Source organism: Micromonospora carbonacea (assembly GCF_014205165.1).
Classification (GTDB): Bacteria; Actinomycetota; Actinomycetes; order Mycobacteriales; family Micromonosporaceae; genus Micromonospora; species Micromonospora carbonacea.
In genome coordinates, this window is record NZ_JACHMZ010000001.1 from 3,126,794 (window position 1) to 3,141,622 (window position 14,829).

Sequence of the window (14,829 nt, forward strand, 5' to 3'; positions counted from 1 at the left end):
CGAGATGAACGCCGCCGCCGTCCGGGTCCTGGTCGTCGACGACCAGCCCAACATCGTCGACATGCTCGCCACCGTGCTGCGGTTCCACGGCTTCGACGTGGTGACCGCGACCACCGCGGCCGAGGCGCTGCGCCGCGCCGGCGAGAGCCACCCCCGGCTCGTCGTCCTCGACGTGCTGCTGCCCGACGGCGACGGGTTCGAGGTGTGCCGGTCGCTGCGGGCCGCCGGCCACGAGATCGGCATCGTGTTCCTCACCGCCCGCGACGCCCCGCGCGACCGGATCGCCGGCCTCACCTACGGCGGCGACGACTACGTCACCAAGCCGTTCTCGGTCGAGGAACTGGTCGCGCGGGTGCGGGCGGTGCTGCGCCGGATCGGCTCCGCCCCCGTGCCCGCCACCGGCGTGCTCCGCTACGCCGACCTCGAACTCGACGAGGAGACCTGCGAGGTCCGCCGGGGCGGCCGGCTGCTGTCGCTGTCGCCGACGGAGTTCAAGTTGCTGCGCCACCTCATGCTCAACCCCGGCCGGGTGCTCTCCCGCGCCCAGATCCTCGACGCCGTGTGGCGCTACGACTTCGACGGCGCGTCGAACGTCGTCGACACCTACATCGGCTACCTGCGGCGCAAGCTGGACCCGCTCGGGCCGCCCCTGATCGAGACCCGGCGCGGCTTCGGCTACGCCCTGCGTGCGCCCGGGTGAACCGGCTGCCGCTGCGCCGCAGCCTGCTGCTCGGCCTGGTCGGGCTCACCGCGACCGCGCTGGTGTCCGCCGGGCTGGTCAGCGCGCTGGCGCTGCAGGCGTACCTGATGCAGCGCACCGACGACCAGCTCCGGTCCGCCGCCGCCGTCGTCGCCACCCGGGTGAAGCAGCTCGCGGGCCAGCCCCCCGGCACGGTCCGGGCCGCCGTCGCGCCGTCGGACTACCTGGTGGAGATCCGCCACCGTGGCACGCTCACCCGGTTCTCGGCCGCCACCCCGCCGGCCACCCCGCTGCTCGACCTGTCGCCGGCGCCGCCCGCCGAGGGCCCGTCGACGCCGGTCACCCTGGCGGGCCGGTGGCGGGTGGTCACCGTACGCGCCGGCGAGGCCCTCGTGCTCATCGCGCTGCCGCTGGCCCCGGTGACGCAGACCGTGCGCCGGCTGGTGCTGGTGGAGCTGGCCGGCGGCGCGGCGGTGCTGCTCCTGCTGGCCGGCTCCGCGCGGCTGCTGCTGGTGCGGGGGCTGCGCCCGCTGGACCGGATCACCGCCACCGCGACCGCCATCTCCGACGGCGACCTCGACCGGCGGGTCCCCCTGGACGGCGTGCGGGTCGCCGACCCGCGCACGGAGGTCGACCGGCTCACCCTCGCCGTCAACGGCATGCTCACCCGGCTCCAGGCGGCGATCGCCGCCCGCACCCGCTCGGAGCAGCGGCTGCGGGACTTCGCCGCCGACGCCTCCCACGAGCTGCGCACCCCGCTCACCTCGATCCGCGGCTACCTGCAGATCCTGCGGCACGACATGGTCGAGCCCGACCGCCGGGCGGAGGTGCTGGCCCGCAGCGAGGACGAGGCCGTCCGGATGGGGCGCATCCTCGACGACCTGTTCTACCTGGCCCGCCTCGACGCCGAGCCGCAACTGCGGCACGACCGGGTCGACCTGGCCGTGCTGGCCCGCGACTCCGTCGCCGACCTGCTCGCCGCCCAGCCCGGCCGGCCCGCCCGGCTGCTCGCGCCCACGCCCGCGCCGGTCAGCGGCGACGAGCACGCCCTGCGGCAGGTGCTGGCCAACCTGCTGGCCAACGTGCGCGCGCACACCCCCGCCGACGCCCCCGTCGCCGTCGCCGTCGAGCCCGCCGCCGACGGCGTCACGGTCCGGGTCACCGACGGCGGGCCGGGCGTCGACGCCGCGCTCGCCGAGCGGGCGTTCGACCGGTTCACCCAGGCCGAGCCGGGGCGCGCCGGCGGCAGCGGGCTGGGCCTGGCCATCGTCGCCGGCATCGTCACCGCCCACGGCGGCCGGGTCGGCCTGCGGTCCCCGCCGGGCGGCGGGGCCGAGGTCTGGTTCGCCCTGCCCCACGCCGACGACGCGCTCAGGTGACCCGCGACGGCCCGCCCGGCACCCGTTCCCAGCCGCGCCGCTCCGCCAGGCCCCGCAGCCGGTCCAAGGCGTCCCACACGTCGACGTAGCGGGTGTAGAGCGGCGCGGGTCCCAACCGCAGCCGGTCCGGGGCCCGGTAGTCGCCCACCACGCCCGCCTCGGCCAGGGCCCGGGAGATCCGCAGCGCCTCCGGATGGTGCAGGCAGACGTGGCTGCCGCGCCGGTCGGCCTCGCGCGGGGAGGCCACCCGGAAGCCATGCGGGGTCAGCCACGCGTCGGCCAGCGTCACGATCAGCTCACCGAGGCGGCGGCCCTTGGCGCGGACCCGGTCGATGCCGGCCTCGGCGAGCACGTCCAGCGCCGGGTCGAGCGGCGCGAGGGCGAGGATCGACGGGGTGCCGACCAGGAACCGGTCCAGGTCGGGGGCCGGGTCGTAGCCGGGACCCATGCCGAACTGGTCGCGCCGGCCGAACCAGCCCTGGATCGGCTGGCGCAGCCGGGACTGCAACTCGCGGCGTACGTAGAGGAAGGCCGGCGCGCCGGGGCCGCCGTTGAGGTACTTGTACGTGCAGCCCACCGCGAGGTCCGCGCCGGTGGTGGCCAGCTCGACCGGCACCGAACCGACCGCGTGCGACAGGTCCCACAGCACGGTCGCGCCGACCTGTCGGGCGGCGGCGTTGACGGCCGCCATGTCCAGCAGCGCCCCCGACCGGTAGGCCACCGCCGACAGCACCACCAGCGCGACGTCCCCGTCGAGCGCGGCGCGCAGCTCGTCGAGCCGCAGCCCCTCGTCGAGGTCGGAGGGGAGCAGCCGCACCGTCAGCCCGCGCGCGGCGGCCAGCCCCTCCAGGACGTACCGGTCGGTGGGGAAGTCCTCGGCGTCCACCAGCACCGTGCGGCGGTCGCCGGCGGCGTCCAGCGCGGCGGCGGCGAGTTTGTAGAGGTTCACCGACGTGGAGTCGGAGACCACCACCTCGCCGGGCCGCGCGCCGAGGGCGTGCGCGGCGAGCCGGTCGCCGATGCGCCGGCCCCACTCGATCCAGGTGGGCCAGGACCGGACGAGCCCGTCGCCCCAGCCCTCGCGCACCAGCCGGTCCAGGTGCGCCGGGGTGGCCGCCGGCAGCCGGCCCAGGGAGTTGCCGTCGAGATAGATCAGGTCGTCGTCGGCGATCACGAACCGGTCGCGCAGGTCGGCGAGGGGGTCCGCCGCGTCCAGCTCCTTGGCCAGGTGGCGTGGGAAGTCGTCTCGCACGTGCCCCGTACCCCTTCCGAGCTGCCCGGGCCGCCCGGGCCGCCCGGCGCGATCTCCGGCGGCCCACGCTAGCCGGCGTGCGTCCTGGATTCGTCGGCGGCGGGCCGCCGTCCCGGCCGGTGGACGGATCCCGGTGTTTCCCGACACCGGTGCCCGGCTGCCCGTAACGCCAACCGGGCCCGGCGCGTTGTCCCCTGGACACGGCGACGACGGGGAGGCGACGTGCGTGCAGGTGACGGCGTAGGCGGTGGATCTTCGAGGCCGAGACCGGTGGTCCGTGACGAGATCGCGACCCGGGACCCGGAACTTGCCCACCACACGGTGACCGAGCGGTACTCCGCCCACCGCCCCCGGTTCTCCGGCAGCACCCGCGGCTTCCGGTTCCGGCTCACGGTCACCCAGGCGGGGGAGCTGGGCATCGACGAGATCGTGCACTCGATGGACGCCCGGTCGTGGGCAGAGCCCTATCCCGCCTTCATGGCGGTGCACGTCCGGCGCGGGTGGTACCGCTGGCAGGCCGGCCGCGACGAGCTGGCCCTGCCGCCGGGCGCCGTGGGCCGGTTCCACGACTCCGCCATGGTGCTGGACTGGAGCGACGTCGTGGCCGGCATCGTGCGGCTGTCCACCGGGCACGTCGCCCGCGTCGCCGCCACCCGCACCGACATCGCCGTGGCCGGTTTCCGGTTCGAGGGGATGGCCCCCGTCTCCGCCGCCATGGCGCGCGCCTGGGTGGGACTGTCCGCGTTCCTCGACGCGCAGGCCGCGGCGGCGGGCGAGACGCTGGCGAACCCGCTCATCCGGGCCAGCCTGGCCGACCACGTGGCGACGACCGCGCTGGCCGTGTTCCCCAACACCACCATGACGGCCGGCTACGTGCCGGGGCCGCGCCGGGTGGAGCCGGCCGTGATCCGGCGGGCCGTGGCCTACATCGAGGCCCACGCCGCCGAGCCGATCACCGTGGCGCAGATCGCGCAGGTCTGCGGGGTCGGTCCGCGCGGGCTCCAGGCCGCGTTCCAGCGGCACCTCGGCGTCAGCCCCACGGCCTACCTGCGTCGGGCCCGGCTGGACCGCGCGCACCGGGACCTCGTCGACACCGACCCGACCGGGGGCGCGTCGGTCGCGGCGATCGCCCGCCGGTGGGGCTGGGGCCACCCGGGCCGCTTCGCCGAGGCGTACCGGGAGATGTACGGCCAGCCACCGAGCCACACTTTGCGGGCCTGACGGCGGCGGGCCCGGATCAGCCGGGCGGCCAGCCGGCGGGGATGCGTTCCAGGAGCCCACCGGCGAACACGTCGCGCAGGCCGAGCGGCTTGAGATGGACGTACCCGATGTGGCAGTCGCAGGCCCCGTTCACGCAGGCGCGCGGCCGCAGCGCGGCCCGCCACGAGCCGTCGTACAGGTTGCCGATGGGCTCGTCGACGAAGTGGCAGCGGCGCACCGTCCCGTCGCCGCGCACCGAGATCGCCGTCTCCCCGGCGTGGCAGGGCCGGTCCAGCGACAGGTGCGGGCGCACGCTGTAGCCGAACAGCGGGTCCAGCGCCGTCCAGGCGGCCTCCTGCGCGGCGTCGTAGCGGTGGCCGTCGGCGGCGTTGACCCACAGGTAGACGTGCGGCGGCAGCGCCGCGCGCAGCGCCCGCGCCTCGTCGAGGTGCTCCGGCAGCCCCACCACACCCACGGAGAACCGCACCCCCAGCTCGACCAGGCGGGCGCAGCGGGCCAGGAACCGCTCCCGGGTGACCTGCCCCGGGTGGTACGTCGTCCACAGCGCCGCCCGGGCCGGGTCGGCGTCGGCCAGCCAGTCCACCCGGGCGGCCAGGTTGGTCTGGATGACCACCCGGTCGACGTGCGGCAGGTGCGACAGCCCCACCATCGCCTCCCGGTACCAGCGGCGGGTCAGCCCCTCGCCCCACGGGGTGAACAGCACCGACAGCCGCACGTCCGTGGTCGCGGCCACCCAGCCGGTGAACCGCTCCAGGGCCGCCCGGTCGGCGGCCAGCACGTCCGGCGGGTCGTGCCGCTTCGCGAACGGGCAGTACGGGCAGTCGTAGTTGCAGCTGGCCAGCGGACCCCGGTAGAGCACGGCCAGGCCGCCGCCTGCGGCGGGCCCCGCCGCGCCCGCCGCCCCGGGCCCGCCGGTCGCCGTCGCGTCCCCGCTCACCGGGGCACGTACCCGGTCATCGCGCGCCGCACCCGCGCGGAGGTCAGCCACGGGCCGACGGCGTCGGAGCGGGCCAGCCCGGCCGGGGTGAGCCGCAGCCCGCCGTCGGTGGCCCAGCCCCGCTCGACCAGCAGCCCCAGCTCGGGGAAGTCCTCGCCCGGCGCGACGCCGAACCGGGCCGCGTAGGCGGCCGCGTCGACGCCCTCGGCGCGCAGCAGCGACTTCAGCAGCCACCGGCGGCGCTGCTCCGTGCCGTCGAGGGCGAAGCCGAACTCGGCGTGCGCGAAGTCGCCGGCGGGGCGGGCCAGGTAGTCGTCCAGCACCGCCCGCACCTCGGACACGCCGACGGCATAGTCGAACGAGTAGTGCAGGCCCGTCGTGTACGACCGCGCCCCGCAGCCCAGCCCCACCATCCCGTCGTCCTGGCAGCAGTAGTCCGGCCCGTCCGGCGCGGGCACGTCGGCGCGGCGGAACTGCCGCATCGACTCCTGCCGGTAGCCGGCCGCGCCGAGCACCTCCACCGCCTGCGCGTACAGGGCGAGGCGCTGGGCGTCCCAGTCGGCGCGGGCGTGCGCCCGCCGGCCCAGCCCGGTCAGCGGGCGCACGTACAGCGGGTAGAGGTAGAGCTCCTCCGGCCGCCACGCCAGGGCCGCGTCGAGGCTCTGTCGCCACGTGTCGGCGGTCTGCCCGTCGATGCCGTAGATCAGGTCGACGTTGAGCAGCGGGATCGCCGCGTCGCGGATCGCGCCGAGCGCCGCCTCCACCTCCGCGCGCCGCTGCGGCCGGCCGGCGGCGCGGGCCTCGGCGTCGAGGAAGCTCTGCACCCCGATGCTCACCCGCGTCGTGCCGTGCGCGGCGAGCACCGCGAGCCGGTCCGGGGTCGCGGTGGCCGGCGACGTCTCCACCGACAGCGGCACGCCGGGCAGCCGCGCGCCCAGCGTCGACGTGGCGATGTCGAACAGCTCGGTCAGCTCGCCGGCCGTCAGGTACGTCGGCGTGCCGCCGCCGAACGCGACGCGGGCGTAGCCGGCGTCGTCGCCGAGGGCGTCGGCGACCCGTTCGGCCTGCCGGCGCAGCTGCCGCAGGTACGCCGTGACCTGCTCGGCGGGCGCGCCGGTGCGGGTGAACAGGTTGCAGAAGCCGCAGCGCATCTCGCAGAACGGCACGTGCGCGTAGAGGAACAGCGCGTCGCGGGGCTCGGCCCGCCACACGTCGGCGAGCAGCGGCCGGGGCCGCAGCGCCCGGTACGACGTCTTGTGCGGGTACGCGTACAGGTACTGCTGGTACGGCGAGCCGTCGAGGCCCGCGAGGTTGCTTGTCACCATTCTCCCGGTCGCAGGGTGAAGTGGGCGTACGGGACGGTCCACACGACGTCGTGGCCGACCCGGTGGCCGGTGTGGCCGTCCTCCCCGTACGCCGTGCCGTGGTCGGAGCAGACGATCGTGAACACCGGCCGCCCCCGCCCGGTGAGCAGGGCGAACAGCCGGCCCACGCGGCTGTCGACGTATTCCAGGGCGGCGGCGTGGCTGGCCAGGTCGTCGGCGTCGGCGTCGGGCAGGTAGTGCCGGTTGGGCTGGTGCAGCGCCGCGACGTTGAGGAACGTGAACAGCGGCTGCCGCGCCGGGACGCGGGGCAGCGTCTCGGCGAGCCGGTCGAGCTGCGCGTCGAGGCAGCCGAGGGCGGTGACGCCGAACTCCGGCTCCCAGTGCGCCTCGGCGAACAGCCCCGGCAGCACCGACCCGAGCGCGCCGCGCCGGTTGAAGAAGCCGACCCCGCCCAGGCAGAGCGTGTGGTAGCCCTCCCGGGCGAGGGCGGTCGGCAGGTCCGCCGCGTCGAACACCCAGGTGCGCTCGCCGGAGGTCTCGCTGCCGGGGAACGCCGCCGCGTACAGCCGCTCGTGCCGCCCCGGCGCGGCCGGGGTGGGCAGGAAGCCGGCGAAGAACGCGTGGTGCGCGGCGTAGGTGAAGCTGGCGGGGGAGTGCCGCCGCTCCCACCGGCCGCCGGGCAGCACCCGGGCGAGCGTGGGGGTACGCCCGGCGGCGGCCAGGTCGTCGGCCACGTCGAAGCGCAGCGTGTCCAGGGTGACCAGGCAGACGTCGTGGCTTCCGATCAGGTCGCGCACGCGACCACCTCCGCCGCCCGGCCGGTGGCCGTCGCTGCCGTGGCGGTGGCGGTGGCCCGCCAGCGTTCCCACCGGCCGCTGGTCAGCGCGTGCACCTGCTCGGCGTAGGTGTCCCGGCCGTCGGCCAGCACCCCCGGCAGCAGGTCCCCGAACGCGTTGACCTCCGCCACCGCGTGCCGCCGCCAGCCGAGCAGGAACATCAGGTCCACTCCGACGTGCAGGCTGCGCGGGAAGCACGCGGCGGCCCGTACGCAGGTCTCCATCGCCGCCGCCCACGCCGCCGGGCCGGCGGCGGCCCGCAGCTCGGCCAGGTCGCCGCGCGCGTTGCCCAGGTGCAGGTTGGTCAGCGGCCCGGTGGCGGCCCGCACGACCGCGTGGGTGGGCCGCCCGGCGACCACCACCACCCGCACGTCGACGACCCGGTCGCTGAGCCCCACCTTGGGCAGCCACCGCTCCACGTGCAGCCCCTCGCCGGCGAGCCGGTCGACCAGCGCGGCGACGGTCGCCTCGTCGTCGTAGGCGCGCACCCGCAGCGAGTTGAACAGCCCGTCGGGGGCGACCTCGATCGGGGTGACCGCCCGCACGCCACGCGGGCCGACGGCCAGGGCCAGCACCCCGGCCGCCGACGAGCCGTGCGCGGGCTTGACGAATACCCGCGCCCACCCGGCGTCGGCCATCGCGGCCCGCAGGGACGCGTACCCGTCGACCCCGGGCAGCGCCGCCGGGACCGCGACCCCGGCGGCGGACAGCCGCGCGTGGCAGCGACGCTTGTCGCACAGCGCCGCCACGTCGCCGGGGTCGTTGAGCAGCTCCGCGCCGCCGGCGGCGACCCGGGCCAGGCCGTCGACCAACCCGGCGTACGCGTCGGCGAGGCCGAGCAGCTCACCGTGCCGCGCCGGGGTGGCCGCCCGTCGCAGCAGCCGGTCCACGTGCGGGTCCTCGCCGGGGGAGTCGACGCGCACCAGCGCGCCGGCCGGCGGCGGGGCCGCCCCGGTGAGCACGTCGGCCCAGGGCAGCACCGCCGGGCGGGGCAGCCCGGCGGCGAGCACGGCGGCGGTGAACAGGCCGACGCGGCGGTTGTCGGGGTTGCCGACGACGGTCAGGCGCATGTCACTCCGACACCGCCGTGTACCGGTACTCCTCGTCGTCGTCCTCGTCGGGCTCCTGCGGGTCGGACAGGTCCACCGTCACGCCGGGCAGGGCGGCCCGGACCGCCGCGACGACCTCGTCGGAGACGTAGTGGTGGCTCAGGTCCAGCTTCGTGAGGTGGGTCAGCGGCTGCCCGCCGGCCAGGGCGAGCGCGCCCCGGTCGGACAGCGTGCCCAGCGACAGGTCCAGCAGCTCCAGCCGCCGCACCACCGGCGCGGCGGCCAGGGCCTCGGCGATCTCGTCGGCGTGCTCGGCGTTGCACAGCCCGAGCCGGCGCAGCGCGGGGAACCGCTGCCCGGCCAGCAGCGGGGTCAGATCGTCGACGGTCGTGTCGCCGCCGTAGTCCTCGACGCCGAGCCACAGCTCCAGGTCGGTCAGCGCGGGCAGCTCGGAGTCGAGCACCGCGCGGACGAAGTCGCCGCTCAGGCCGCCGCTCTCCACCTCCAGCCGGCGCAGCCGCTCGTGGCGCACCGGCGAGAACCGGAAGTCCTCGCCGCCGCGCACCCGCAGCACCTCCAGCCCCGGGTACGCGGTCAGCAGCCGGCTGACGTCGCCGACCTGCATCCAGGAGATCTCGCACTCCTCGCTGAGGATGTCGCCGAGGAACAGCGCCCGGAGGTTCGGCAGGCGCGGCGCGGCGGCGCAGAGCTGGTCGATCGGGGCGACGTTGAACGCCGCGTATCCCCAGGCGCCGACGACGAGGGCCTGCGCGGACTCGCCGGCGGCGTCGACGAACCGGTCGAACGCGTCCCGGAAGCCGGGGGATGGCCTCTGCTCGTTGCTGCTGTCCCAGTCGGGGTGGTCGATGCGCCAGGCGACGGGCCCGTCGACGGCGGGCAGCGGGCCGTCGGCGGGGACCTGGACGACCCGGAGGCCGGCGAAGGACTCGGCGTGCGACAGGACGCTCATCGCAGCCTCACTCCCCGACCGCGGTGAAGCGGTACTCGCGGCCGTTGTAGACGTCGGCCTGTTGCGGCTCGGACAGGTCGACCTCGACGCCGGGCAGGGCGGCGACGACCCGCGCGGCGGCCTCCTCGGACAGGAAGTGGTGGTGCAGGTCGAGGCGGCGCAGGTGGGTCAGCGGCCGACCGGCGAGCAGCGCCTCGCCCCCGGCGTCGGTGAGCACGCCCTTGGACAGGTCGAGCACCTCCAGCCGGTCGAGCACCGGGGCGGCGGCGACGGCCGCGGCGACCCGGTCGGCGTCCTCGGCGTTGCTGACCGCGAGGTGGCGCAGGGCCGGCAGCCGGGTGCCGGCGAGGATCTCGGCGAGGTCGTCGGTGGTGGTGTCGCCGCCGTAGTCGGACCGGCCGAGCCACAGCTCCAGGCGCTCCAGCGCGGGCAGGTCGCAGCCGCCGACCGCGCGGACGACCGCCCCGGGCAGCCCGCCGGTCTGGAAGGCCAGCTCCCGCAGACCGGTGTGGCGCACCGGGGTCAGGTGCAGCTCGGTGGCCCCACGCACCCAGAGCACCTCCAGCGACGGGCATGCCGTCAGCAGACCGGTGATGTCACCGTGCGTGAGCCAGGAGATCTCGCACTGCTCGCTGACGAGGTCGGCGAGGAAGACCGCCCGCAGCGCCGGCCAGTGCCGCGCGGACTCGACGAGCAGCTCCAGGGGCAGCGCCCGCTCGTAGGCCGAACCCCACTCGCCGATCACCAGGGCCTGCACCGCGTCGGCGGGCACCTCGTCGCGCAGGCCCGTGACCAGGGCGGCGAACTCCTCGGGTTCGGCCTCGAAGTCCTCCACCTCCAGTCGCCAGGCGACGGCCGACGGATCGTCGGGGAGTTTCATCCCCGGCGTGAAGGGCAGCACGGGCAGCCCGGCGAACGACGACAAGTGGGAGCTGAACACGCCAACCTCCGGCTCGACTGGTGCAGCGGCGGCGCGACGGTAACAGACCGTACCGACAAACTGATCACCGACCGGTCCGCCGACCCCCACATCTAGTCATGAGAGTCGATGTCTGGTAGAAATCCTGCAAGGCCGGCCCCCTGAATCGCAAAAATCCAACCCCCCACGGCGATACGGGAGAACCATGTCCACGACCCGCCCCACGCTGCGCCGCCGAGCGGTCACCCTGCTCGTCGCCGCGCTCGCGGCCCTCGGCGTCACGCTCGGCTTCGCCAGCCCCGCCCTGGCGATCACCCACTCCAGCGCCGCGTCCCAGCTGTCGGCCGCCGGCATCTCCTGGACCTCCAGCGGCAACTGCAGCGACCGCTACACCGCCACCTGCACGTCGTTCGACGGCATCCGGCAGGCCACCATCGACGGGATCATCACGTTCAAGCGGGTCAGCGGCTGCGCGATCACCATCACCGCCGGCACCGAGGTCGGCCACGCCGACGGCGCCTACAGCCACTGGACCGGCTACAAGCTCGACATCGGCCTGACCACCTGCGTGCAGAACTACATCTCGGCGCACTTCGCCTACGTCGGCTACATCCCCGGCTTCGGCTACCAGTACCGGTCCGCCTCCGGGAACCTCTACACCAAGGAAGGCAACCACTGGGACATCCTGTACTACACCTGCGGCTGCTGACCCACGCCCACCTCGGTGGGCACCGCCGGGCCGCCACCTTGAGGTGGCGGCCCGGCGCCGTCGTGTCCCCTGGACTCAGATTCCGTAGATGAACTGGATGTCCACCGGACCACCGCTGTTGGTGTTGCGGAGGTAGACGGTGTTGTTCGAGGGACGGCGGGCTCCGATGGTGTCGACGCCGTCCTCGTCCCAGTCGCCGACCACCGGCACGTCGCCCGATGCGCCGTGGCCGAAGATGAAGGACGCGTCGGTGGTGGTGGTGCCGTTGGTGAGGTACCAGGTGGAGTTGCTCGGGCGGAACACTCCCACGGTGTCGAAGCCGTCGTTGTCCCAGTCGCCGGCCACGGGTTGGTCGCCCGATGCGCCGTGGCCGAAGATGAAGGACGCGTCGGTGGTGGTGGTGCCGTTGGTGAGGTACCAGGTGGAGTTGCTCGGGCGGAACACTCCCACGGTGTCGAAGCCGTCGTTGTCCCAGTCGCCGGCCACGGGTTGGTCGCCCGATGCGCCGTGGCCGAAGATGAAGGACGCGTCGGTGGTGGTGCCGTTGGTGAGATAGAAGGTCGAGTTGCTCGGGCGGAACACCCCGACCGTGTCGGAGCCGTCGTTGTCCCAGTCGCCGACCACCGGGATGTCGCCCGACGGCCCGTGACCGAACTTGAAGACGCTGGTGGCCGCGCCGCTGTTCGTGTTGCGCAGATACCAGGTCGAGTTGCTCGGGCGGAACACGCCCACCGTGTCGACGCCGTCGTTGTCCCAGTCACCCGAGACCGGCACGTCCTCCGGCTCCGGCGGCACCTGCCCGCCAGACCACCAGGACGTGCGCTTGTCGGCGCCGGCCCAGCTGAAGCTGAAGTGGATGTGGTCGGTGTGCGGGTTGCTGCCGCTGTACGCCTGCCACCCGTCGGACGGGTCGTACGACTTCCAGATCTTGTTGTTCCAGATCATGTACATGACGCCGAGGCGGCGGGCCATCGCGTGCTTGTTGCCGTGCGAATCGGTGGCCAGCAGCCAGTTGAGCACGTCGGTGGCGTCGGCCCGCTGCGCGGTGTCGTAGTAGTTGAAGTGGTAGTCGAGCGCCCGGCCCTCCTTGTGCTCGCTGGTGCCACCGCTGCCGCAGTCGCGGACGATGCCTGAGGTGTGCGAGCCGTAGGTCGAGTTGAGCAGGTCCCGGAAGCCCACCAGGCCCGGCTTCGCGGTCGGATCGCAGATCTCCTGCCCGTCGTAGGCGGCGTAGCCGTCGATGGACGAGCCGAAGACGGGGGTGGCGGGAGCGGCCGTCGCCGGCGCAGGGGCGGTGGCCAACGTGGCGGCGACGGCGAGGGCGACGCCGAGGAGGCCGGCGACGACGCGGCGCGTGGCCAACGTGTTTCGTGACATTCCACTCCTTGGATCAGATGATGTGCAGGCGTGCGTGATGGGGCGACCGTTGTTCGAATAACGTCGCCTGGCGATTCGACGTGTTGTCGGGACGATTCCGTGGAGCCACTGTCGATGGCACGCAGAATGGCGCGCAAAGGAGACGACTATGGGTCGGGTGGCCGGTCATGGTCGGCCACCCGCTTCACTTGGTCGTCGAAGCGGGCCTGCGGTGGCTCGTGGCTCCTAGGGTCGCGGTCACCTATCGAGCAGTGGTGGGCACCTCATGCCTGTTTCCCCCGTCGGCAGAAGCAGCGGCGGAGACGGCGGGGCCGGCGGGCGCCTCGACGCGCCGCCCGGCACTCTCGCCGCTCCTCGTGGCGGCGCGATCCGGTGGAGCGCCTTGTCGTGAGCCGGATCGCAGTCGATTCAGGAATGCCAATAACGTGGCTCGAAACTAGCATGAAGGCCACCGTGAATGTGCCCCGAAAAAGTGGGCCCCGGCGCCCGCGGAGCGGGACCGGGGCCACACCGGCGCGCTGCCGGGCGCTACGCGCCGGCCGGGACCTCGGGGACGGGCTGCTGCTCCTCGACCGACCGCTGCTCCCCGGCCGCGCGCGGCGTCTCGGTCGCGCGCTGCGCCTCGGACCGGCTCTTCACCGTCGGGAACTCGGCGGTCTCGCCGCCCCCCGCCGCGGCGGCCATCACGGCGGCGGCGGCCAGATCGGCCACCCGCTTCGCCTCCCGCTGCACCCGGGCCCGCACGTCCTTGGCGTGCCGCTCGGCCGAGTCGGCGGCGGTGCGGGCCTCCTCCAGCCGGTTCGCCTCCGCGGTGAGCTCCTGACGGACCTCGGCCAGGCGCTGCTGCAACTGGTTGACCTCGTTCTCCAGCGCCGCGCCCTCCCGGCGGATCTGGGCGAGCTGCTGCTGTGCGGTGTCCAGCTCGGCGTGCAGCTGCGTCAACGCCTGCCGTTGGCTGCCGACCTCCTGCTGCACGGCGGTGAGCTGCTCCTGGTGCGCGGTCGCCTGCTCGTCGGCGCGCTTGCGCACCTCCGTCGAGTACTGCTGCGCCTCGGCGATCAGGGTGGCGATCTTCTCCTCGGCGGCGGTGAGCTGCCCGGCGACGTCCCGCTCGGCCGCCGCCCGGTGCTCGGCCAGCTCCTGCTCGGCCGCCGCCCGCCGCTCGTTGATCTCCCGCTCCACATTGACCCGCCACTGCGCCAGCTCCTGCTGGCTCTGCGCGCGGGCGGCCTGGACCTCCTGCTGGATCTGGGTGCGGGCCGCCTTGGTCAGCGCCTCGGCCGCCGCCCGCGCCTGCTCCACCTGCTGGGCGGTCAGCTCGTTGATCCGCTTCGCCTCCTGCTGGGCCTGCTCGTGCGCGGCCTCGCCATCCACCCGGAGCTGCTCCACCAGCTCCTGCACGTCCGCGAGCTGTGCCTCGGCCGCCGAGCGCCGCTCCTCGTACGCCTTCTCCTGCTCGGCGCGCCGCGCCGACAGCTCCGTCTCCAGGTCGTGCAGCGCCTGGGCGGCGTGGTCCCGAGCCTCTACCAGCACCCGCTCCGCCTCGGCCTGTAGGTCGTCGGCCCGCTGCGCGGCGCTCTCGGTGATCGCCGCGGCCTGCTTCTCGGCCAGCGCGAGGATCTGGTCGACCATCGGCCCCAGGTCCCGGAACGACGCCCGGTCCACCTGCGCCGGCCGCTGCCGCAGGTCGGACACCTCCGCCTGGAGCGCCTGGAACTGGAGGGTCAGGTTGCGCAGCTGGTGCTGCGCCCGGTCCCGCTCGACCGTCAACGTCGAGGCCGTGGCCTCGACCTGCTCGACGTACCTGTCGACCTGCCGCTTGTCGTAGCCGCGCAACGCCTGCTCGAAGCTCGGCCGCCCGTTCGGCTCGTTGCGTACCGCGAAGGTTTCCCCGCCGTGGGACATCCGGCATCCTCCGTAGAGTCGGACCTATCCGAGAGCCGGCGGTGCGGCCGCCGGGCGTGATGGGGCGCAACGTTACCGGCGTCGCCGCCCGCCGCACACCCCGCCCCACCCCGCCCTGCTCAGGCTTGGCCCGGTGCCCGCCGGGCGAGGTCCGCGACGGCCCCGGCCGGGCGGGCCTCCCGCACCGGGTTCGCGCCGGACCGGACCACGCGTCCCGTCTCGAACCCGCGATCGGTGCGTGACACAGGGC

13 protein-coding genes are annotated in these 14,829 nt (G+C 74.7%); 4 read left to right on the forward strand and 9 right to left on the reverse strand.

Annotation, left to right across the window (positions count from 1 at the left end):
* The first annotated feature begins 4 nt into the window (after positions 1-4).
* A complete protein-coding gene (locus tag HDA31_RS13515) occupies positions 5-700 on the forward strand; it encodes a response regulator transcription factor (protein ID WP_074476296.1) in 696 nt (231 codons plus the stop codon).
* Entirely contained in the window at positions 697-2,079 is a 1,383-nt protein-coding gene (locus HDA31_RS13520; protein WP_219824917.1) for a sensor histidine kinase, read from the forward strand. The genes HDA31_RS13515 and HDA31_RS13520 overlap by 4 nt, the downstream gene beginning before the upstream one ends.
* On the opposite strand, the gene kynU is transcribed toward HDA31_RS13520, so the two are convergent.
* The gene (kynU, locus tag HDA31_RS13525) at positions 2,072-3,331 is read right to left on the reverse strand and encodes a kynureninase (RefSeq protein ID WP_178065340.1); all 1,260 of its coding nucleotides are present in this window, start codon (positions 3,329-3,331) and stop codon (positions 2,072-2,074) included. The genes HDA31_RS13520 and kynU overlap by 8 nt on opposite strands.
* Before the next feature lie 270 nt (positions 3,332-3,601).
* Here kynU and HDA31_RS32965 point away from each other — a divergent pair, with 270 nt between their 5' ends.
* Entirely contained in the window at positions 3,602-4,552 is a 951-nt protein-coding gene (locus HDA31_RS32965) for a helix-turn-helix transcriptional regulator (RefSeq protein WP_178065341.1), read from the forward strand.
* A gap of 16 nt (positions 4,553-4,568) precedes the next feature.
* On the opposite strand, the gene HDA31_RS13535 is transcribed toward HDA31_RS32965, so the two are convergent.
* Genes HDA31_RS13535 through HDA31_RS13560 form a run of 6 tightly spaced genes read right to left on the reverse strand, consistent with a single transcriptional unit; the run spans position 4,569 to position 10,609 of the window.
* Entirely contained in the window at positions 4,569-5,489 is a 921-nt protein-coding gene (locus HDA31_RS13535; RefSeq protein ID WP_246383956.1) for an STM4011 family radical SAM protein, read from the reverse strand.
* Positions 5,486-6,811, reverse strand: a complete 1,326-nt coding sequence (locus HDA31_RS13540) for an STM4012 family radical SAM protein (RefSeq protein WP_246383957.1) — start codon at positions 6,809-6,811, stop codon at positions 5,486-5,488. The genes HDA31_RS13535 and HDA31_RS13540 overlap by 4 nt, the downstream gene beginning before the upstream one ends.
* Positions 6,808-7,611 (reverse strand): STM4013/SEN3800 family hydrolase, encoded by an 804-nt coding sequence (locus tag HDA31_RS13545; protein ID WP_178065343.1) that lies wholly within the window; start codon positions 7,609-7,611, stop codon positions 6,808-6,810. Before HDA31_RS13545 ends, HDA31_RS13540 begins: the two co-directional genes overlap by 4 nt.
* Positions 7,599-8,720 (reverse strand): STM4014 family protein, encoded by a 1,122-nt coding sequence (locus HDA31_RS13550; protein ID WP_178065344.1) that lies wholly within the window; start codon positions 8,718-8,720, stop codon positions 7,599-7,601. Before HDA31_RS13550 ends, HDA31_RS13545 begins: the two co-directional genes overlap by 13 nt.
* Position 8,721: 1 nt before the next feature.
* On the reverse strand, positions 8,722-9,669 hold the full coding sequence (locus HDA31_RS13555; protein WP_178065345.1) for an STM4015 family protein: 948 nt from the start codon (positions 9,667-9,669) through the stop codon (positions 8,722-8,724).
* A gap of 7 nt (positions 9,670-9,676) precedes the next feature.
* Positions 9,677-10,609, reverse strand: a complete 933-nt coding sequence (locus HDA31_RS13560; RefSeq protein WP_219824918.1) for an STM4015 family protein — start codon at positions 10,607-10,609, stop codon at positions 9,677-9,679.
* A gap of 184 nt (positions 10,610-10,793) precedes the next feature.
* Here HDA31_RS13560 and HDA31_RS13565 point away from each other — a divergent pair, with 184 nt between their 5' ends.
* Positions 10,794-11,297, forward strand: coding sequence for a hypothetical protein (locus HDA31_RS13565; RefSeq protein WP_178065346.1), 504 nt, complete (start codon positions 10,794-10,796; stop codon positions 11,295-11,297).
* 75 nt (positions 11,298-11,372) lie between these two features.
* On the opposite strand, the gene HDA31_RS13570 is transcribed toward HDA31_RS13565, so the two are convergent.
* Together HDA31_RS13570 and HDA31_RS13575 are read right to left on the reverse strand one after the other, a co-directional pair.
* Positions 11,373-12,674, reverse strand: a complete 1,302-nt coding sequence (locus HDA31_RS13570) for an FG-GAP repeat domain-containing protein (RefSeq protein ID WP_178062716.1) — start codon at positions 12,672-12,674, stop codon at positions 11,373-11,375.
* A 528-nt stretch (positions 12,675-13,202) separates the two neighbouring features.
* A complete protein-coding gene (locus tag HDA31_RS13575; protein ID WP_178065347.1) occupies positions 13,203-14,579 on the reverse strand; it encodes a coiled-coil domain-containing protein in 1,377 nt (458 codons plus the stop codon).
* Positions 14,580-14,829: the final 250 nt, after the last annotated feature.